The organism is Methylomonas albis (assembly GCF_014850955.1).
Taxonomy (GTDB): Bacteria; Pseudomonadota; Gammaproteobacteria; order Methylococcales; family Methylomonadaceae; genus Methylomonas; species Methylomonas albis.
The window spans coordinates 4,741,798-4,760,511 of sequence record NZ_JACXSS010000001.1; the positions used below are offsets into that span (position 1 = coordinate 4,741,798).

An 18,714-nucleotide genomic window follows, 5' to 3' on the forward strand; every position below is an offset into this window, starting at 1 on the left:
GAGTTAGCCGCTGTTTTGATCGAAATCAGGCAGTTACACTAGCCATGTGATTTAAACAAGTTCATGTATAAGCACATGAAAAATAATAAAAACTATAGTATTTATTAACACGGGAAGGGGATTTATGAAAAGCTCTCGCATATTAAGAAACGGTTTACTGGGCTTGTTGGGCCTGATTTTTTCATCCGCGCTATGGGCGCACGGTGGCGCGGCAGGTACAGACACTGACCAATGTAAGTTCGAATTGGAAAAAGACCACTGGATCCATTACACCGCCTACCAACCTAACGCCTACCCGGCGGAAGAGTTTTGCGGCAACATTCCCGATATCAATACTTTGACTCAATTGGTATTCGACTATCAAGATCAGCGCTATCGCGGTATGGCTATCGAGTTTGAAGTGACCAAAGAGCCTGAAGGCAAACGGGTATTCTTCCAAGCCGCTGAAAAACACAAATCCGGCACCGTCATTCTGAACCTGCCAGCAGGCGTATCAGAGGCCGGCAAACACCTTATCCACATCACTCTGTTGCAAGATAATGGCGAAAGATTGGATGCGCACATGAGCTTCAAAGCCGGTGCGGGCCAACCTACCAGCAAAGGCAGTTATGGCTTGTATGCATTGGTGCTGTTTGCGGGCTTGTACATTTTCTATCTGTCTAACGCCGGCTTCAAACGCAAAGTCGACGAAATGATCGGTAAAGCTAAAGAAGTTTAAGGAAACGCCGCAAGAACCGTTATTCCGCCTTTGCTGCACGGCGGAATAACGTAATTTCGGGCAGCCTTGTCATTCAGAACTATCGCGGCATAATCGACGCAATACATAACGCCCCTTCGAGGTAATGCAATAATGGTCAAATTCGTATCACTTGCCACACTGGTCTGTGCCTTATCTGTTACTACTGTGTCTGCAAAAGAAATGCAGGATCACAACCAGATGATGAACCATGGCGACGGTCATTTGATGGATATGGATGGCGGCATGGTCATGGGCCAAAACACCGACACCTTGCCTGGCGGTTGCGATAAAATCGCCGCTACTAAGGAAATTACCGTACACGCCGGACACAAGTATTCCGAGAAATTCCCCGGCACCATGTTTGCGTTCGATCAGCAAGAATTTCAATTCGAACCTTGCACCAAACTCACCGTACATTTCATTAACGACGATGAAATCCGCCATCAATGGATGATGCACGGTTTACCCAAATATTTGTATCCAAAAGGCATGTTCCATTTGGAAGTGAGCGGTCCCGGCAAAGTCTCCGGCACGCTGATCTTGCCACCCGGCGACAAAACCTATCTTGTGCATTGCGACATCGCTCAGCACATGGAAAAAGGCATGAAAGCCCAATTAAAAGTCGGCAAAGGCAGCGAAGACTTACCCAGCATTCCCGGCGTAACCGCCGCAGTTTTCCCGGACGATTACAGCGGAAAGCCTTATGACCCCGTGCTCGATGCGCCGGTTGCCAGCACACCCGTAGCAGCGCCAGTCGTGGCAGCGGCGCCCGCTCCGACAGAAGTCGACGATTCGATTGTTTCCGGCACTACCGTAATCGGTTTGGCTATCGGCTTTATTGCCGCGCCCTGGCTGGCGAAACGCTTTAAAGGCATGAGCGCCGGCGAGATCGTCGCCACGGTGCTGGAGCAAGTGGCGCACGGCGTCGGCTTCGTGGTGCAATTGATCGGCAAGTTGATCAAACTGGTATCCGGCAAAAACGTCATCGCCTTACCGGACAAATAAAGACTAAGCAAAAAGCCCCTGAAACCACAGTTTCAGGGGCTTTTTTATGGGCTAAACAAATGCAGTTAGAATCGCTCGGCCCTTTGGGATTATTTATCAGCGCCTTCATCTCGTCCACCGTCGCTCCCGGCGGTTCCGAAGCAATACTGGCTTATCTGGTTAACAGCCAACAACATTCAGTCAGCCAATTGGTGGCTATTGCCAGTATCGGCAATACCCTCGGCGCATTGACGACTTGGTGGCTGGGCCTGTGGGCCGCCAAAAAATATCCCGCCGAAGCTTTAGCCAAACAGCATCAAAAATCTCTAAATACCGTGCGCCGCTGGGGCAGTTGGGCTTTGCTGTTTTCCTGGTTGCCGCTGGTGGGCGACGGCCTGTGTTTTGCCGGTGGCTGGTTACGCCTTTCCATGCTGTCCTCGCTGTTAGCGATTTTTTTAGGTAAAGTGCTGCGTTATATCGCCGTTGCCTACGCCTTTGTCTAAGCCATGAGTTTCTTTTCCTTACCGCACTTCCCCGCTGCCAATACAGTCGCCGAACACCGTAAGCGCGATTATCAAATTGCCGCGTTTACCTTTGTGACCACTACCATCTGCTTGACGATGGACGGCTACACACCGCAATTCATGCAATACGTACTGGCATTTTTCGGCTGGCTGTTTTTGATCGCCTGGCTGCGCGGCGAATGTAAATACGTGCGCACCCAGGTGGCGGTAGCGGTCACCTTTGCGGTGATCGGCGAATACTTTGCGTCCGTGTACATGAAAGGCTATATCTACCGTTTCGGCAACGTCCCGGCCTACGTGCCGGCTGGTCATGGTCTGGTGTATTTAACCGCCGTGGCGCTGGGCCGCTCCGGATTATTCCAGCAACACGCCCGCCGGATAGCGGTGTTTGTGGTCAGCGTTTGCGGGCTTTGGGTGTTCTGGGGCGTCAGCGCTTGGAGCCAACGCCCGGACATCATCGGCGCAGTGTTGTTTGTGGTGTTTTTAGGTTACCTGTTCAAAGGCCGCTCGCCTATGGTTTACCTTGGCGCATTCTTCATTACCTCCTGGCTGGAAATCGTCGGTACCAGTGCCGGGACTTGGGCTTGGGCAGCCATCGACCCGGCCTCGCACCTACCGCAAGGCAATCCGCCTAGCGGCGTCGCCGCCTGGTATTGCTTGGTGGATGCAGTTGCGATTGCCGGTGCGGGTCCGGTATTGCACGCCTTCACTAAAACCGCCTTGGTATTACAACGGCAACGGGCTTGACCGTTGCCGGCAGAGTTGAGCGAAGCGATACCCGGCAAAAACGCCTTCAATGCTGGGTTTCGCGTTGCTCAGCCCAGCCTACGTTACTCAAAATGTCGGATCGCATTTAAGCGCATCCGGTCACCTACTCGAATCAAGCCGCCGGCCAAAATCCGCGCCGTCATGCCGCCGTGACCACGCAGTGCGTTATAACTTCCTACACCCAGTTCGGCCGCCATTTTTGAACACGGATCGCAAGGCCCGGTGATCTGAATAATCACCTCATCACCCACCGCCCATTCCAACAGCGCATCCGGGAACGGCGAGCGCATGCCAATCAGATTAAGCCCGGAAACCACGAGATTGCGCCGCAGACGGGTCGGCTCCAATTCCGTCAACCCGCACCAAGCAGCCACGATGGGCAAGTGTTCGGCTTGGAACAAGGTCAGTTCGCGTTTTGACGATTGCCGACCGGAACGAGCGCTTTTCGCCCGACGATCACCGATCAATCCCCGCCCCGGCTCAGCCAGGGCCTCATCAACCAAAACGGTCGGCTCGCCCCGCGCCGGGCGCAGGATAATGGCTTCGATTCGGCCTTCGCTGGAGAATTGTTGGCATAGCTTACGTAGGGTCATGAACGATTAGTGTTTGGGGGGCTGGTAACAAGAAAGACAAAATTGTAGTAACAAAAAGATTGCTCGTGTGTTTGATTACGTTACACTAACGCATGCTAATCGAATTTGACCCAGCCAAGTCTGAAAAAATCTGCAGGAACGCCGATTAAGCTTCAGTCGCGCAAACGAGTTCGATTTTGAAACGGCTATCTATCTGATTGACGACCGGCAAGATTATGGCGAAATTCGCCGAGTTGCTGTTGGTTATCTCGGTGGCAGGCTGCATTTTTTGTGCTTCGTGTTTATCCCCGGCGGCATTCGGGTGATTAGTTTTCGCAAAGCCAATTCCAGAGAGGCTAGTAAACATGGCAAAACCCTTACCCTTGACTGACGCGGACGGCGAAGTCCGTGAATTGACGGCAGACGATTTTAAAAGCGCTGTAGCATTTTCCGAGTTACCGGAATCCTTACAAGAAGTGTTGCAAGGTCGCGGCAAACAAAAAGCGCCGACCAAGATTTCCACCACCGTGCGCTTTGATGCCGATGTCATAGCTACTTTCCGCGCTACCGGTCGCGGCTGGCAAAGTCGGATGAACGACGTTTTGAAGGATTGGCTGAAGGAACATTCGCGAGTTTGAGGGTGAGCGTTCATTGCGCGTGGGCACAAAACTGTGCCTACCCTAGTCGGCTACGACGCAAGTGTAGCGACCCGCTTGAGCTTTATTCAACATTGAGAATAAGCTCCGACATTCTGGTAGCCAACTGAAGATAGCGGTCAGCTTCATCTTGATTGAAACTGAAATCTGGTAAGTGTGCAGCTTGATTACGTAGCCTTCGCATTTGATCGAGCAATGAATCACCGCCCTTTGGCAGCTTCCCGAGGCGAACCAATTCCTCAACAAAAAGACGAAGATTAACGCGAGGAACGGCGGCTCCTTGCACGAATCCAGATTTACCCGCGGCATCTTCAACCAGCACCCATGCCTCCATGATCGCTGCGCGGAGAGATACGTCTGCTATGCGGCGCAGCAATTCAAGTTTTGATGTAATCTCCGGGCGCGGAAGGATGGACGGTGATGATTGTTCAATTACGGTTACTTTTGCTTCTGCCTCGGCAAGACCAAGTTCGAACTTCGCTTCGACATCTTTGTATTTCAACTGGGACATTCGGTGCATCAATGACCGTAGTTCACCCTTGAACAGATACGCGATCCAAACCACGGCAACAGGCCATGCTATTCCAGTTATTAGAGTTACAAGAAGTTCCATAAAGGTATGCGCCGTAGAAAGCTAACGAGTGATTAGATGGTTTCTGTATATCTTCCAAAGCCTGATGATAGACGGTTTTGCCTTCAAGTAAAAACGATCTCCCCTTTTCATGCCACAATCAATCGATTGGCCATCAAGCCGGCGTAGCCTGGATGAAGCGAAACGCAATCCGGGTTAAAATCAACCACCCCTTATTCCGCGTTGCTAGATACGTGCTACAAGTTGGCCCCTATTTCCCTCCAAACCCTACCTCCCCCGCGTTTTACAGGTAAAATACCTGCCTGTTTTTAATGCAAGCTCAACCGACACAGAACATGGACAAAACCTATTCCCCGCACGCAATCGAACAACGCTGGTATCAACTTTGGGAACAGAGCGGTTATTTCGCCGCTAAACAAGAGGGAGAGTCGTATTGCATCATGATTCCGCCGCCCAATGTCACCGGCAGTTTGCATATGGGGCATGCGTTTCAGGACACCATCATGGATGCCCTGACCCGCTATCACCGCATGAAAGGCTACAACACACTTTGGCAACCAGGCACCGACCATGCCGGTATCGCCACGCAGATGGTGGTGGAACGTATCATCAACGCCGACGGCAAAACCCGCCATGACTTAGGCCGCGAGGCGTTTATCGAAAAAGTCTGGGAATGGAAAGAAGAGTCCGGCGGCACCATCACCCGGCAATTGCGGCGCATGGGTTCGTCACTGGATTGGGAAAAAGAGCGCTTCACCATGGATGACGGCATGTCCGATGCGGTGCAGGAAGTGTTCATCAAATTGTACGAAGAAGGCCTGATCTATCGCGGCAAGCGTTTGGTTAACTGGGACCCGGTGTTGCACACCGCAGTCTCCGACCTGGAAGTGTTGTCCGAAGAAGAAAACGGCTCCATGTGGTATATGCGTTACCCGTTGACCAACGGCACCGGCCATTTGTTGGTGGCGACCACGCGTCCGGAAACCATGCTGGGTGACGCGGCGGTGGCGATTCATCCTGACGACGAGCGCTACAAACATCTGCTGGGCGAATTTGTCGAATTACCGCTGACCGGCCGCCGTATTCCTGTTATTGCTGACGAGTATGTCGATCCGGAATTCGGTACCGGCTGCGTGAAAATTACCCCGGCGCACGACTTCAACGACTACGAAGTTTGGTCAAGACACAAACAGGTCTCCGCCATCGCCGACCTGCCGCATGGCGGCCTGATCAATATCTTCACAGTCGATGCGGCGATACGCGGCAACGATGACGAATATACATTAATCCCCAATGCCTACATCGGCCTGGATAGGTTCGAAGCCCGTAAACGCATAATCGCCGATCTGGATGCCCAAGGCCTGCTGGAAAAAATCGCCGACCACAAACTAATGGTGCCGCGCGGCGACCGCACCGGCGCGGTGATCGAACCTTTATTGACCAACCAGTGGTACGTGAAAATCGCCCCGCTGGCCAAGCCAGCCATCGAAGCGGTGGAAACCGGCGCGATCAAATTCGTGCCGGACAACTGGAAAAACACTTATTTTGAATGGATGCGCAACATCCAGGATTGGTGTATCTCCCGGCAAATCTGGTGGGGTCACCGCATACCCGCTTGGTATGACGACCAGGGCAACACCTACGTCGGCCATAATGAAGCCGAAATCCGCGCCACGCATGGCTTGGCCGCCGATTATCCGCTCAAGCAAGACGACGACGTACTGGATACCTGGTTTTCGTCGGCGCTGTGGCCGTTCTCGACCCTGGGCTGGCCGGATAAAACGCCGGAATTGGCGGCCCATTACCCCACCAGCGTACTGGTCACCGGTTTCGACATCATCTTCTTCTGGGTCGCCCGGATGATCATGATGGGCCTGAAGTTCCAAGGCGAAGTGCCGTTCAGGGAAGTGTATATCCACGGTCTGGTGCGCGATGCCGAAGGACAGAAGATGTCCAAGTCCAAAGGCAACGTGCTGGACCCTATCGACATCATCGACGGCATTGATCTGGAAACATTGGTTGTCAAACGCACCACAGGTCTAATGCAACCGCAAGATGCTCCCAAAATAGAAAAAGCTACCCGCAAACAATTCCCGGACGGTATTCAATCGTTCGGTACCGATGCGCTGCGCTTTACCTTTGCTTCGCTGGCTTCGACCGGCCGCGACATTCGCTTTGACTTGCAACGTACCGAAGGCTACCGCAACTTCTGTAACAAATTGTGGAACGCGGCGCGCTACGTGTTGATGAACACCGAAGAGCAAGACAACGGCATCGACTGCGCCGACTGCACTTATAGCCAGGCAGACTTGTGGATACTGTCGCGCCTGAACCGCACCATCGCCACGACCAGCGACGCCATCAACAGCTACCGCTTCGACTTGGCCGCGCAAGCGATCTACGAATTCACCTGGAACGAATACTGCGATTGGTATCTGGAGCTGGCGAAAATCTCGCTGCAAAGCGAAGACCTGACCCTGCAACGCGGTACTCGCCAAACTTTGTTGCGCGTGCTGGAAACCGTTCTAAGATTGGCGCACCCGATTATGCCGTTCATCACCGAGGAAATTTGGCAACGGGTTGGACCGTTGGCTGGCGTCACCGCTGCCACCATTATGCTGCAGCCGTATCCGGAAAGTGACCGCGCGGCGATCAACACCGATGCCGAAACCCAGGTGCAATGGGCGATGGATTTCATCCTGGGGATTCGCAGAATCCGCGGCGAAATGAATATCGCCCCCGGCAAACCCCTGAACGTGCTGTTACAAAACGGCAGCGCCGCTGACCAGGCCTATCTCAAAGAAGGCGAAAGCTATCTGTTGAAACTGGGCAGGCTGGAAAGCATCACTTGGCTTAATACCGACGACAACACGCCGGAATCGGCGATTGCGCTGGTCGGCGACATGAAAATCCTGATTCCGATGGCCGGCCTGATCGACAAAGACGCGGAACTGGCGCGGTTGGAAAAAGAAATCCAGCGCATCGAAAAAGAACTGCCGCGCATCGAAGGCAAACTTGGCAATGCCGCGTTTGTCGACAAAGCGCCGCCGGAAGTGATCGATAAAGAGCGGGAGAAACTGGCAGGACTACAATCATCTTTAAAAAACCTGAACGAGCAATTCGCCAAAATCAAAGCCTTGTAATCCGATGACCCCTACCGGCACCACGCAGAAGCCACCGCAAACCCTGGACGAATGGGTAGAGCTACTGCGTGTGCAGGAAATGCCGATTTTCTCCAACACCGCGCATAACATCTACGCGGCGTTGGACGACAGGCACAAGGGGGCAATCGAGCTGGCAACGGTGATTTTGCAAGACCCCAATCTCACTGCCAAGTTGTTGAAGGTGGGTAGCAGCCCTTATTACAACCCCTCCAAACAGAAGATGAGCACCGTATCGCGAGCCATCGTGGTACTGGGTGCAGAGGTGATTCGGGAGTTGACGCTGGCCTGCTCGTTTTTCGAAGCCATGCTGTCGTCCGCCAACAAAGACCGAGCCAATCGGGAGATCGCGCTGGCTCTGCACGCTGCCGTACAAGCCAAGGACTTGGCACTGAGCATGGGCGACACCTCGCCCGAGGAAGTGTTTGTCGCGGCCCTGCTGCACAATATCGGCCATATCGCCTTCTGGTGCTCCGGCAATCCGCAATCCAAAAAAGTCCACGAACAGATCGAAAAAAGCGGACTGAATACTCGCGAAGCCGAAAAAAAAGTGCTGGGCTTTACCTTACAGGATCTCGGTAAGAAGCTCAGCAAATCCTGGTGCTTGAGCGGCTTGATAGAAGCGGCCATCGCCAAACCCGACTCCGCGGAGAAAAGGGTACAGATGGTGCAACTGGGACATCAGATCTGCGCCGCACTAAAAGCCGGCCACGATTCAGAGGCGATGCAGGCTTGTCTGCAGAAAGTCGCCGCATTCACCGGCTTATCCCCGGAAATCCTGAAAACCAAAATAGACAAAAACACCTCTGAAGCGGTACATATCGCCCGGCAATTTGGCGCCAACGATGCTTCCAAATTCATCAGTACCGAAGCCATCATCGCCAAATTTGAAGAAGCGGAAGAAGAAAAGGCCGATAAGAAACAGCTGCAATTTCAAATTTTGCAAGACATCAGCAGCCATATCAGCGGTCAGATCGATCTGAACGGGCTATTTGAAATGGTACTGGAAGGCATACACCGCGGCGTGGAGATGGACAGAACCCTGTTCATGCTGATCAGTCCGGATAAACAGACCTTGAGTGAAAAGTTTTCCTTGGGCTGGCAAAAAACCACGCTCGACCAAAAAATGCGCATCCTCAATTCCGAGGCCTCCGCGAACTTATTGTTTCATGCCTTACAGCAACCGGAAGGCGTCTGGCTGTTTCCCGAGCAACACCACCAACTTTACACGCCACAAATTCGCCAACATTTCGGCGAATATGAGTGCTTCATTTTTCCGGTTTATGCGGAAAAAAAGACTGTAGGCCTTATTTATTGCGACCACTCGATTCATGGACTACCCTTAACCCGCGAGGATTTCATCGCAGCCAAGCATTTTGCCAAACAGGCGCATATCGGTTTAACCCTATACTGTATGAAGAGCCACTAAACTATGACCGATATTCAGATTGCCAGTCTTCAAGTCTTTCTCGTCGAACCTTCGCATACCCAGCAGCAGATCATCTCGCATTATTTGCACGACTGCGGCATCAACGATATCACCTGCCTAAATAGCGGCAAGGATTTATTCGAACACTTACAGCACACCCGCCCCGATCTAATTATCAGCGCAATGTATTTGCCGGACATGACCGGCGTGGAGTTGGTACACGCGCTACGCAACGACGACGCCTCCTATGAAATGGCCTTTTTGCTAATTTCCAGCGAAACCAATATCAAATATCTGGAACCGATCCGCCAGGCCGGCGCGATTGCGATACTACCCAAGCCGTTTACCTTGCAGGCATTAGAAACCGCGCTGCATTCCACGATGGAATATGTTCGCCCGGAAAAACTTAACCTGACACACCTGGATATTGAAGACCTGCGCGTACTGCTGGTGGACGACAGCGAATTCTCGTTGAAATATCTAACCAAAGTTTTCGAAAACATAGGCATCTATCAGATAGTCACGGCTCACGACGGTAACCAGGGCTTACAGATATTCAATCAACAGTATTTCGACCTCGTCGTTACCGACTACAACATGCCGAAAATGGATGGTCTAGAACTGGTCGATCATATCCGTAACCATCCTGAACGCGGCTCGGTGCCCATTTTGATGGTCACCAGCGAGCAAAACCTAAGTCGCCTGGCGGCAATTGAAAAATCAGAAGTATCCGCAATACTCGACAAGCCGTTCGAAGCAACCTCAATCAAACGCCTCCTCATTAATTTACTCAATTGAGCTAATCTTGTCTGGCAGGAATAACCACATGCCAAGTGCCGCTATTGCACTCGCAGATCGAGTTATTCTCCGAGGCGCCCCGTTAAGCGCATCTAGTTTTGAATAAAAACCGCATGGATAACAACCAATAGCTCCAAATCAAGGTACGGAATATGAAGCCCAATATCACGCCCAACAATACCGAAAAAAAACTCGGGGACGAGGATTTTATCGTTTCAAAAACCGACAGCTCGGGCCGCATCACCTATGCCAATCGTATTTTTATGGATATTGCCGGCTACCCCGAACATGAGTTACTGGGCATACAGCACAACATCATCAGACATCCGGATATGCCTCGCGGCGTATTTAGATTCATGTGGAATACCTTAAAAGCCGGTGACGAATTTTTCGGCTTTGCCAAAAACCTCTGCGCAGACGGCGCTTATTATTGGGTGTTTGCCAACATAACACCGGATTTCGATAACGACGGCAAATTACAAGGTTATTATTCCGTGCGTCGCAACCCACCACGTTCAGCGCTGAATATCCTGATACCGGTATATCAAGAGATGCTGGCAATAGAAAAACGCAGCTCTGCCAAGGAGGCGCCTGATAAATCGCTGGAATATTTATTGGATGTCGTGCAGCAATCCGGCAGTTCAAACTACAATAACTTGGTATTGAGTCTCTACAAACCGAATGGAGTGTAAGTCATGAGTTCAAGCGCCAATATTCCCTTTCTGAACTCCAAGCTCAACTATGCCGTTACCGGCATCCTGCTGTCCGCCATTGCAACTTTTGTCTATATTCTGCTCACACAAGGTTTCTCAGCGCTGGCATTGATGCTGATTTTGCCGTCGCCCCTGGTGGCGTTTGGCCTCTGGCGAACCGGCAAGCAATGTCTTGACGTCCTGGACCGCATCCAACGGGTATTGGAAAGAACCAATCATGGCGAACTCTATCATCGCATTACCCAAACCCGTGGCATGGGTGAAATTGGCAAAATAGCCTGGGAATTGAATGAAACGCTCGACATCATGGAATCTTACTTCAAGGAGATCAACACCTGCTTCCAGCATGCCTCCAGTGGCAATCATGAGCGTTATGCATTGGTGGACGGATTTCCCGGCTTGCTGAAACAATCCGCTAAAAACATGAACATTTCCATCAAACATATGGATGAAAATGACAAACTGATGATTAAACGGCGTTTATCCGCTGGTTTGCACGCGCTGAACACCTCAAATCTGCTCACAAATTTGAAAGGCAATCAAGCCGATCTGCTGAATATTACCGAGCAAATGCAAAAGGTGGAAAATATCGCCACGGAAACCGGTCAAAACGCCGATGCCAGCCTGTCGATTGTGGAAACTATCAGCAACTCATTGTCCGACATCAACGCCAACGTTCATTCGGTCTCAAACGTCATCGGCGCCTTAATTAACGACAGCAAAAAAATAACTGAATCGCTATCGATGATCACCGGCATTGCCGATCAAACCAATTTATTGGCCCTGAATGCCTCGATCGAAGCGGCCAGAGCCGGCGAACACGGCCGGGGCTTCGCAGTCGTTGCGGACGAAGTCAAAAATCTGTCCGAACACACTAAGGACGCAGCGCTTGAGGTGTCGAGAACCCTGAGAGCTTTCAATAAACGCGTCGAGCAAATGCATGTGGAAGCGGACACATCCGCCTCGCTATCTCAAGAGATATTGGCGCAAGTAAATTCATTCCGCCAGCAATTTTCCAATCTTTCCACCTCCGCCAAAATATCGGTCGATTACATCACGTATGCCAAGGATAAATCCTTCGGGGTATTGGCCAAACTCGACCATATCGTTTACAAACAAAACGGCTATGTAGCGATTGAAACAGCCAACGACTGTCCTCAACACCAAGCCATCATGGTGGATAATCATAATTGCCGGCTCGGGAAGTGGTATTACGAGGGCCTGGGCCATGAAAAATTCAGAACGACCGCTGCTTACGCCAAATTGAATCAGCCCCATGCCGACGTGCATAAAACCACCCAATACGCCTATGAAGTTTCTCGTAGTAAATGGGTGGAAAATCCGGCCATGCTCGACGAAATCATTCGGCAAATGCAACTATCCGAGCAAGCCAGCGCCGATGTCATGCGATATATAGATGATATGGTTGAAGAGAAACACATAAGGTAAGCATCTCAACGCATTATGCAAATTTTGCTTGATCTAACTCCCCAAATATTCGACCGTCACTTCCGCCAGCCCACGCATGCCGATCTGTTCCGCCGCTCCCTGGGACAGATCGATAAGTCGATTCGCCTTAAAAGGCCCTCTATCGTTGATCAGCACATCCACTGAACGGCCGTTACGCAGATTGGTAACCCGAACTTTGGAAGGGATAGGCAGGGTTTTATGCGCAGCCGTCATGCCACGCGGATCGAAACGCTCACCACTGGCGGTAAAATTGCCGGACTCGGCACCATACCAAGAAGCCAAACCCTGCGCTTTGTACCCCAAGGCGGTTTTCATCGGCGAGTAGGTTTTACCTTTAATTCTGTAAGATTTGCTGTAAGCGGTTTTTGTCGTGTCCGGCAGTAAAGCCTGATCGTCGCTGGGTTGCTGCGGCGGCATGACGGAACAGCCGCTGAGCAGGCTGAAAAACGTCAGTGGCATAAATACTAGGCGTCGTAACGCAATAAGGCTGAATCGACTTGAAAAAGCCGGTACCGAGTTTAAGAACATACGTTATTTCTCCGCGTGATAGGCTGCTTAAACCAAACAGCCTTCAATGGATGGTCTGGAAAGATTTAGAAGAGATTGCTAAGCGGGTTTCAGCTGGCCTGGTTACTCAGTTAACTACCCGATGGCCGCGTTGACGTAAGCAGTTGTTGTATGCATTTTTATACCGATCTTCGGATTGAATGCCTTGCTTGGATGCGCCGCCGATACCGCCCGCAGCCGCACCGATAGCCGCGCCTTTTCCCGGGCTGCCGAGCACGGCGCCCAAAGCCGCGCCACCGGCTGCGCCAATCAGGCCGCCGACGCCGGCGCCTATTGCCGTTTCCTTCACCGTGCCGCCCGATGCTTGCGAGGCCAGTTGCTGGCACTCATGCATGTCCTGATTCAAGCGATAAGAGTTTTGATTGTTGTAGGTGTCGACGGTTGGCGTCCAGCCGGTTTGCGAGGCGCAAGCCGATAGTATTAGACAGCCGACAGCGACTGAACAGAGAGGTACCTTTGCCATTATCTATTCATCCCGTTACCAATCCACGAACCGGCAGCGGCACCAATACCGGCCGCCAATGGATCGCCACGGCCCATTTCATAACCCATCGCACTGCCCACCATTCCGCCGACCAAGCCTTGCGGAGAACGCTGGTCGTAAGCACCGTATCTGACAGGCGGTGGGGGTGGTGGCGCATAATAGCGCTGTTGCATAGGCACGTATTCCACTACTCGTTCGGGCACATACACGCGCTCCACGGGGTAAGCCGGGTAATACTCATACCCATGATCACGATGATGATGGTGTCCGTGATGACGATGTTCGCCCCAATCGCCATCGGCCAACGCCACTGACGAAAACAATAAACCGATCAATATAACTTTTGTCATTCTGAACATAGTTAACTCCTTGTTTGGGAAATTATTCAGTTGCGGCAAATTCTAGGGACGTTGGCTTAAAACAGAATTAAGCGCAGATTATGATCGGATTAAGAATACAGCCCCGATGATCCGGGCCTTACAGGCAAACAAGACGACCATCAAGCCGAAGACACCACCTCCGAAATACCCACCCGCAACGAATTTTCGCGCAGACGCTACAGCATGCCTTGTCATATTTTTGTCACGCTCGAACTCTATACTCGCCGCATGTTTATTGGGTTATGTGAGGAGTTGGTTGTGTTAAATCGAATGAGAGAAATGGCTTCGCGAGCTTGCATCGCCAATGATATTGACAGCGAAGCGTTTTTAATGAGCGCCGAACACGTCCTGCCGGCGGAAATGATGCGGTTATTTTCCGGAAACCCCCGTGCAACTCACCGCGGCATGAGCAACGGCAAAGCCGGATTAACGCTGGATGAGCATGAATTGGCGCTAGGCTAATACCAATACCGCTATTAATTCTACTTTGTCGGATTAGTGGAATTACATCTCTGTAGTCCGTCGTTTCGGCAGGGATTGCCGAAATCCGGACCCATGGACGGATCGAAGCTTACCATCCACGGCACTGGATACCCGCTTCCCAGCGGGTATGACGACTTTTTTGTAATCTGACAAAGTAGAATTAACCCGTGCCTTAAATTCCGGTCGCCTGTATGCCCTTAGAGACTGAGCCGTTCGCTGAGCGGACTTGTGCTGAGCGAAGCCGAAGTAGCCGAAGCGAATTTCCGGAATTTTTCATTCATCCTGCGGGTAAGTCAGATTTGGATCGGATCATTTCGGAACCACGGCTTGAGCCGGCGCCTTTTTCCACAGGCCGCCACCGGCAAAACAACTCCACCCCCAACGCAGCCAATTGAGCAAGGCTGCCGCCATCCACAAAGACCAAGCCAGCATCAAAATTCGGTACGCCAGCAAAGGCAGACTAATTACCGTGGCAGTTGCCAACTGAGGGCCGTTGCGATCCTGATACCAATTTAGCAATGTCGCCGAAGATTGATTCCCGGCTATCTGCATATCCGGACTGCCCAACAAACCTTGTTCAACCGCAATTGCTATCAGCAACAGGGCCAACAAGGTCAAGCCAGCCAAAGCAATTTGCGCCAGATTAAACCAGCGTCGCCGCTCCGGCGCATGCTCCGCGCGGAAACCCAGCGCAAACAACCAACCTACCACCAAAAATGCCGCGGCAACATGCAACTGGCTCAAGCCGATCAACAACAAATACCACTGCCAATGCCGTAAGGGCGTGATGCGCAGCTTAGCCAATCCCAGCGCCAATACGGCCAGCACTATCAGTAAGCCCCAGATCAACGCCGCCGGCCCAAATGTTGGGCCGAAAGTCCACAGCAACCAACGGTCTTGCGGCATCAATAATTTGATGCTGCTGTTAACGCTGGTAACGCCCAGATCGACCGGTGGCGTGCTCAACAGCAAGCCGGGCTGTTTCGCTGCTTGCCAATTCAACACGATTTGCTGGGTGCCGGGGTGTATCGGCAAACTGACCATCGCGCCTTGCTGCCGAATCGGCTGACTCACGCCGTCTATCCTGACGCTTTGCAGTTCCGCCTGCTCCGGCAACTTTATGGGGTGTTGCGCACCTTTGGAACTACGGATACTCAAGGTCAATTCCACCGTTTCAGTTCGTTGCCCAGGCTTAACCATCAATTCGCTACTATCGATGGTTAGGGTAGCGCCAGCCAGTGCTTGCGGACGACTAATAGTCAGATTGACCCGCTCGCCCGGCCAGGGCCGCCATTCCGGCAACCACTGTCCCTGACCATCCTGATGATGCACTACCGCAATGCCATCGGCCTGCAAATGCCAGATCGGGCTGACATCAGCGCGCCAAACCTCATGCCATTGTGGGGTATCGGCAGCCTGCAAGACCAGTTGCTCAGCTTTTGCCAATGCCGACTCCCATTCCAGAGTGGCTTGGCCGGCCGCCATATTCACCAAAACCTTACCGTCTTTAACCCGCACCTGCGGGCTAGTGACCGCTTCGCCCGGCAACAACGGCAATTCCAACATCACCGGGCTAAGCGCGCCGGCCAATTGCTCGACGCGGGTCGACACCCGCCAATCCAAGCCCAAATGTAAAGTTCTTTCCACCCGCACGAATGCCGGCAAAGCGGTTTGTTGCAGCTTATTTTTCGGCCCGGTATCAGGCTGCACGCGGCTGAACTCCAGTTGCGGCCCCACCTTGCCGTCTTCATACCAGCCATCCACCCGCCAACCGTCGGCATTGACGCTGGCGTGTTGCGGCGGCAAGGGCAACGGTAAACTGAATTTATCCTGCACGGTATAGCGGCCCTGCATCGCTACCTTGTGTACGCCCTGCGTCACCATCAACCACAAGCTGCCGTCATCCTGTCTGATCAAAGCCTGTGCTTCGCCGCCATCGACGCTGACCTGCTCCGGAAACCATTGTTCAAGTTGAGCCGGTAACGGCACCGCCAAGTCTTGCTGCGCATGCAATTGCAGTTCGATACGCAGCAACTCCGGCTTAACCCATAATTGCATATCGGCAATCTGCGCACAGTTGGGCAGACACTGCGGCGCTTGCAGCAAGCGGGTTTTCAATTGCGCCAGCATTGGCGCATCGGGCAAATCGGCGTAGGCCTTTTCGCTGGGTGCAATCAATAGCGGCAACAGCAATAGACAAGTTAAACCCGGCAAGGAGACGCGCCAGATAGTGGCGATGGCTCCAAGCATTTTCAAAACCAATACCGCCACCAATATGGCTTGGGCAAAATGCAGCAACATCATCATAAACGGCGATAAATACCATAGCCGGATTTGCTGACCGCTATCGACCGCGCCGTTCCAGCTCAACTGCACACTATGCCAATGCCATTGCGGTAGACCGGGACCGGTTTGCAGATTGGCCTCCGGATCGATACGTGGCAAACTGGCAGCGCTGCCGCCATAAGGGGAAGCAGCTGCTAGCGACTTTTTAAACACCCTGCGCTCCTGCTCACCAGACTCACTCCGTTCCGGCTCCATCACAGAATCCGTCATCTGCTCCACTTGCATCGCCATCGGCGCGGCGGCATTCATTGAAGAATACTGGCGTTGAATGGGTTGTTCAGGCAGTTCCAGTTGCGGGTAAATACCGATACGAATCTGATCTATCATGAACGGAATCGTCAGCATCAGCAGCGCCAGCCAGCTGGCATTGCGATACCATTTCAACCAATTCCAAAAGCTACCGTCCGGCAATACCCGCAGCAGCGCCAACACAGCCAACACATTCAGCCAAATCAAGCGCGGCGCGTCGGTCTCATGCCAAATCAGCGCCAAGCTCAGCAACGCAAACGCCCCCCATTGCGGCGACCAGAGCCGCCCCACGGCCAACGCGGCTATCAAGACCAAAAACAAATCCAGCAATGTCCAGCGGTTTAACCAGCTATTCGGCACATTATCCACGCCGCTGACCGCCAGCAAGCGCCAGCCGGGCGGGATGTTGAGCTCCGCCGTCACCTGTTGAAAGCGCTGCTGCCAGCCGCTGGCACTGAGCACGCTCAAGTCGGCCTCGATCCGGCTATCGGCATTAAGCTGAATAGCACCGCGCCGCACTTCGACACCTTGGCTGCCATCCGCCAGCTGGGTGATTAATTGGCTCTGACCATCCAGTTGTACCTGCCCAAGTCCCAACGTCGACACCGCGTTCAAGCGCCAATCGCGGCTCATGCTACCGGTGATGTTATCGCTGACGGTGTAGCCGCCGCCCGCAAAATCCAGCCACAGCGTACGCATCAACTTGAGTTGATTCGGCTCAGGCTCCGGGTCGCCTCGACGTACCAGCTTAAACGCCATAGTCTCGCCCTGCTTTATTTGATAGGTGGGTAAATGCTGCCATTCGGCTGGCAAATTGGTTTGACTGCCATCTATCGCAGTCAAATTCTCGATCTCCACCAAACGCAATGCTGGCATGGCCTGAAATGCCCACAGCTCTTCGGCCGGCCAATTGTCGTCCTTGACCGCCAGCTCCAGTTGCGTCAAAGCTTGCGGGTGGCGGGCATGAATGTCGATACTCCAGCGCCCCGGCCGCACTTGCACCAATAACCGGCCGTTGCCATCCAGACGGGCCGGCAAGGGACTATTCAGAGCCACCGGGATAAAGTCAGGCAATAAGGCATAAGGAAATTCGATCTCCCGCGCCTTGCCGGAAACCTCCAAATCCTGGCGGGTGACGACTTGCAGCGGCACCTCGTCCAACACCTGCCGGAATACTTGCAGATCCAGCCTATCCTGCTCCCGATCCGCAGCGTCGTCGTTATCGGCAGCCAGCCACAATGCGCCTTGTTTGATGGGCGGATAAACGACCGGCTTATCATTGACACTGAGGTGAATCAAGCCGCTGGTCTCGGGCAAGGCTAATTGTTCCGGCAAACTTTCCCAGAGAAATTCGCCGCTAATCTGGTAATGACCGGGCGGCAATTGCAGGGCCGGCTTGCCGTCTTTTTCCACGACCGGCTGAGTTTGTTTGTTGACAGAGACAGTTTGCGGCCAATGCTGGCTATCACCCGGCAAGATAATCCAATCCTTACGGTACACAGTCCAGTCGGCGACGAAACTTCCGTGCTTAGTTTGTAAATTGAGGTGCAGCGCCCCCGGCCAGGCGCAATGTTTTTGCTGAAAATCATCGAAGAAAAACGGGCAACGGTACTGGGCTTCATCCGCCAACACCCAGTTGACCCAGGGTTTTAGCGGTTCCGGAATGTCTTGAATATCCAGCGCCCTTGCTGTCTGCAACGACGCCTGCCCAACCAATAGCCACAGCACGAAAATGAACCGACCCATAATATCCTCCAGACTCAAACCTACTTTTTCTCGTTCCTACGCGCCGCGTGGTA

18 protein-coding genes are annotated in these 18,714 nt (G+C 52.7%); 12 read left to right on the forward strand and 6 right to left on the reverse strand.

Annotated features, from left to right (window positions below; translation table 11 throughout):
• Positions 1-124 precede the first annotated feature (124 nt).
• The 4 genes from EBA_RS21405 (at position 125) to EBA_RS21420 (ending at position 2,994) form a co-directional block, all read left to right on the forward strand.
• On the forward strand, positions 125-718 hold the full coding sequence (locus EBA_RS21405) for a hypothetical protein (RefSeq protein WP_192376602.1): 594 nt from the start codon (positions 125-127) through the stop codon (positions 716-718).
• A gap of 132 nt (positions 719-850) precedes the next feature.
• Positions 851-1,744: a cupredoxin domain-containing protein gene (locus tag EBA_RS21410; protein WP_192376603.1), complete on the forward strand. Its 894-nt coding sequence runs from the start codon at positions 851-853 to the stop codon at positions 1,742-1,744.
• A gap of 59 nt (positions 1,745-1,803) precedes the next feature.
• Positions 1,804-2,226, forward strand: coding sequence for a YqaA family protein (locus tag EBA_RS21415; protein ID WP_192376604.1), 423 nt, complete (start codon positions 1,804-1,806; stop codon positions 2,224-2,226).
• Between the two features lie 3 nt (positions 2,227-2,229).
• On the forward strand, positions 2,230-2,994 hold the full coding sequence (locus tag EBA_RS21420; RefSeq protein WP_192376605.1) for a hypothetical protein: 765 nt from the start codon (positions 2,230-2,232) through the stop codon (positions 2,992-2,994).
• Positions 2,995-3,077: 83 nt separating this feature from the next.
• Here the strand turns inward: EBA_RS21420 and EBA_RS21425 are convergent, their stop codons facing one another.
• Positions 3,078-3,608 (reverse strand): MOSC domain-containing protein, encoded by a 531-nt coding sequence (locus EBA_RS21425; RefSeq protein WP_192376606.1) that lies wholly within the window; start codon positions 3,606-3,608, stop codon positions 3,078-3,080.
• A 130-nt stretch (positions 3,609-3,738) separates the two neighbouring features.
• On the opposite strand from EBA_RS21425, the gene EBA_RS21430 reads away from it, so the two are divergent.
• Positions 3,739-3,978: a BrnT family toxin gene (locus EBA_RS21430; protein ID WP_225616632.1), complete on the forward strand. Its 240-nt coding sequence runs from the start codon at positions 3,739-3,741 to the stop codon at positions 3,976-3,978.
• Positions 3,953-4,225: a BrnA antitoxin family protein gene (locus tag EBA_RS21435; protein WP_192376607.1), complete on the forward strand. Its 273-nt coding sequence runs from the start codon at positions 3,953-3,955 to the stop codon at positions 4,223-4,225. Before EBA_RS21430 ends, EBA_RS21435 begins: the two co-directional genes overlap by 26 nt.
• A gap of 82 nt (positions 4,226-4,307) precedes the next feature.
• Here EBA_RS21435 and EBA_RS21440 read toward each other — a convergent pair whose 3' ends face one another.
• Complete coding sequence (locus EBA_RS21440) at positions 4,308-4,856, reverse strand: DUF4145 domain-containing protein (RefSeq protein ID WP_192376608.1); 549 nt, start codon at positions 4,854-4,856, stop codon at positions 4,308-4,310.
• Positions 4,857-5,170: 314 nt separating this feature from the next.
• Between EBA_RS21440 and EBA_RS21445 the strand changes: the two genes are divergently transcribed.
• The 5 genes from EBA_RS21445 (at position 5,171) to EBA_RS21465 (ending at position 12,385) form a co-directional block, all read left to right on the forward strand.
• Complete coding sequence (locus tag EBA_RS21445) at positions 5,171-7,978, forward strand: valine--tRNA ligase (RefSeq protein WP_192376609.1); 2,808 nt, start codon at positions 5,171-5,173, stop codon at positions 7,976-7,978.
• 4 nt (positions 7,979-7,982) lie between these two features.
• Entirely contained in the window at positions 7,983-9,425 is a 1,443-nt protein-coding gene (locus EBA_RS21450; protein WP_192376610.1) for an HDOD domain-containing protein, read from the forward strand.
• A 3-nt stretch (positions 9,426-9,428) separates the two neighbouring features.
• Positions 9,429-10,223, forward strand: a complete 795-nt coding sequence (locus EBA_RS21455) for a response regulator (RefSeq protein WP_192376611.1) — start codon at positions 9,429-9,431, stop codon at positions 10,221-10,223.
• A gap of 152 nt (positions 10,224-10,375) precedes the next feature.
• Positions 10,376-10,915: a PAS domain-containing protein gene (locus EBA_RS21460; RefSeq protein WP_192376612.1), complete on the forward strand. Its 540-nt coding sequence runs from the start codon at positions 10,376-10,378 to the stop codon at positions 10,913-10,915.
• Positions 10,916-10,918: 3 nt separating this feature from the next.
• Positions 10,919-12,385 carry a methyl-accepting chemotaxis protein gene (locus EBA_RS21465; protein ID WP_192376613.1) on the forward strand — a complete coding sequence of 489 codons (1,467 nt, stop codon included), beginning with the start codon at positions 10,919-10,921 and terminating at the stop codon, positions 12,383-12,385.
• Between the two features lie 33 nt (positions 12,386-12,418).
• Here the strand turns inward: EBA_RS21465 and EBA_RS21470 are convergent, their stop codons facing one another.
• The 3 genes from EBA_RS21470 to EBA_RS21480 form a co-directional block, all read right to left on the reverse strand.
• Positions 12,419-12,865 carry a septal ring lytic transglycosylase RlpA family protein gene (locus EBA_RS21470; protein ID WP_225616390.1) on the reverse strand — a complete coding sequence of 149 codons (447 nt, stop codon included), beginning with the start codon at positions 12,863-12,865 and terminating at the stop codon, positions 12,419-12,421.
• A gap of 175 nt (positions 12,866-13,040) precedes the next feature.
• Positions 13,041-13,436 carry a glycine zipper family protein gene (locus EBA_RS21475; protein ID WP_192376615.1) on the reverse strand — a complete coding sequence of 132 codons (396 nt, stop codon included), beginning with the start codon at positions 13,434-13,436 and terminating at the stop codon, positions 13,041-13,043.
• A complete protein-coding gene (locus tag EBA_RS21480) occupies positions 13,436-13,816 on the reverse strand; it encodes a hypothetical protein (protein ID WP_192376616.1) in 381 nt (126 codons plus the stop codon). Before EBA_RS21480 ends, EBA_RS21475 begins: the two co-directional genes overlap by 1 nt.
• 204 nt (positions 13,817-14,020) lie before the next feature.
• On the opposite strand from EBA_RS21480, the gene EBA_RS21485 reads away from it, so the two are divergent.
• Positions 14,021-14,299, forward strand: coding sequence for a hypothetical protein (locus EBA_RS21485; protein ID WP_192376617.1), 279 nt, complete (start codon positions 14,021-14,023; stop codon positions 14,297-14,299).
• Positions 14,300-14,629: 330 nt separating this feature from the next.
• On the opposite strand, the gene EBA_RS21490 is transcribed toward EBA_RS21485, so the two are convergent.
• Entirely contained in the window at positions 14,630-18,661 is a 4,032-nt protein-coding gene (locus tag EBA_RS21490) for a hypothetical protein (RefSeq protein ID WP_192376618.1), read from the reverse strand.
• Between the last annotated feature and the right edge of the window lie 53 nt (positions 18,662-18,714).

Excerpts from the sequence above, each read along its gene's own strand:
- EBA_RS21405 (WP_192376602.1), top strand. The coding sequence starts at position 125 with ATGAAAAGCTCTCGCATATTAAGAAACGGTTTACTGGGCTTGTTGGGC.
- EBA_RS21410 (WP_192376603.1), top strand. The coding sequence starts at position 851 with ATGGTCAAATTCGTATCACTTGCCACACTGGTCTGTGCCTTATCTGTT.
- EBA_RS21415 (WP_192376604.1), top strand. The coding sequence starts at position 1,804 with ATGCAGTTAGAATCGCTCGGCCCTTTGGGATTATTTATCAGCGCCTTC.
- EBA_RS21420 (WP_192376605.1), top strand. The coding sequence starts at position 2,230 with ATGAGTTTCTTTTCCTTACCGCACTTCCCCGCTGCCAATACAGTCGCC.
- EBA_RS21425 (WP_192376606.1), bottom strand. The coding sequence starts at position 3,608 with ATGACCCTACGTAAGCTATGCCAACAATTCTCCAGCGAAGGCCGAATC.
- EBA_RS21435 (WP_192376607.1), top strand. The coding sequence starts at position 3,953 with ATGGCAAAACCCTTACCCTTGACTGACGCGGACGGCGAAGTCCGTGAA.
- EBA_RS21440 (WP_192376608.1), bottom strand. The coding sequence starts at position 4,856 with ATGGAACTTCTTGTAACTCTAATAACTGGAATAGCATGGCCTGTTGCC.
- EBA_RS21445 (WP_192376609.1), top strand. The coding sequence starts at position 5,171 with ATGGACAAAACCTATTCCCCGCACGCAATCGAACAACGCTGGTATCAA.
- EBA_RS21450 (WP_192376610.1), top strand. The coding sequence starts at position 7,983 with ATGACCCCTACCGGCACCACGCAGAAGCCACCGCAAACCCTGGACGAA.
- EBA_RS21455 (WP_192376611.1), top strand. The coding sequence starts at position 9,429 with ATGACCGATATTCAGATTGCCAGTCTTCAAGTCTTTCTCGTCGAACCT.
- EBA_RS21460 (WP_192376612.1), top strand. The coding sequence starts at position 10,376 with ATGAAGCCCAATATCACGCCCAACAATACCGAAAAAAAACTCGGGGAC.
- EBA_RS21465 (WP_192376613.1), top strand. The coding sequence starts at position 10,919 with ATGAGTTCAAGCGCCAATATTCCCTTTCTGAACTCCAAGCTCAACTAT.
- EBA_RS21470 (WP_225616390.1), bottom strand. The coding sequence starts at position 12,865 with ATGCCACTGACGTTTTTCAGCCTGCTCAGCGGCTGTTCCGTCATGCCG.
- EBA_RS21475 (WP_192376615.1), bottom strand. The coding sequence starts at position 13,436 with ATGGCAAAGGTACCTCTCTGTTCAGTCGCTGTCGGCTGTCTAATACTA.
- EBA_RS21480 (WP_192376616.1), bottom strand. The coding sequence starts at position 13,816 with ATGTTCAGAATGACAAAAGTTATATTGATCGGTTTATTGTTTTCGTCA.
- EBA_RS21485 (WP_192376617.1), top strand. The coding sequence starts at position 14,021 with ATGCCTTGTCATATTTTTGTCACGCTCGAACTCTATACTCGCCGCATG.
- EBA_RS21490 (WP_192376618.1), bottom strand. The coding sequence starts at position 18,661 with ATGGGTCGGTTCATTTTCGTGCTGTGGCTATTGGTTGGGCAGGCGTCG.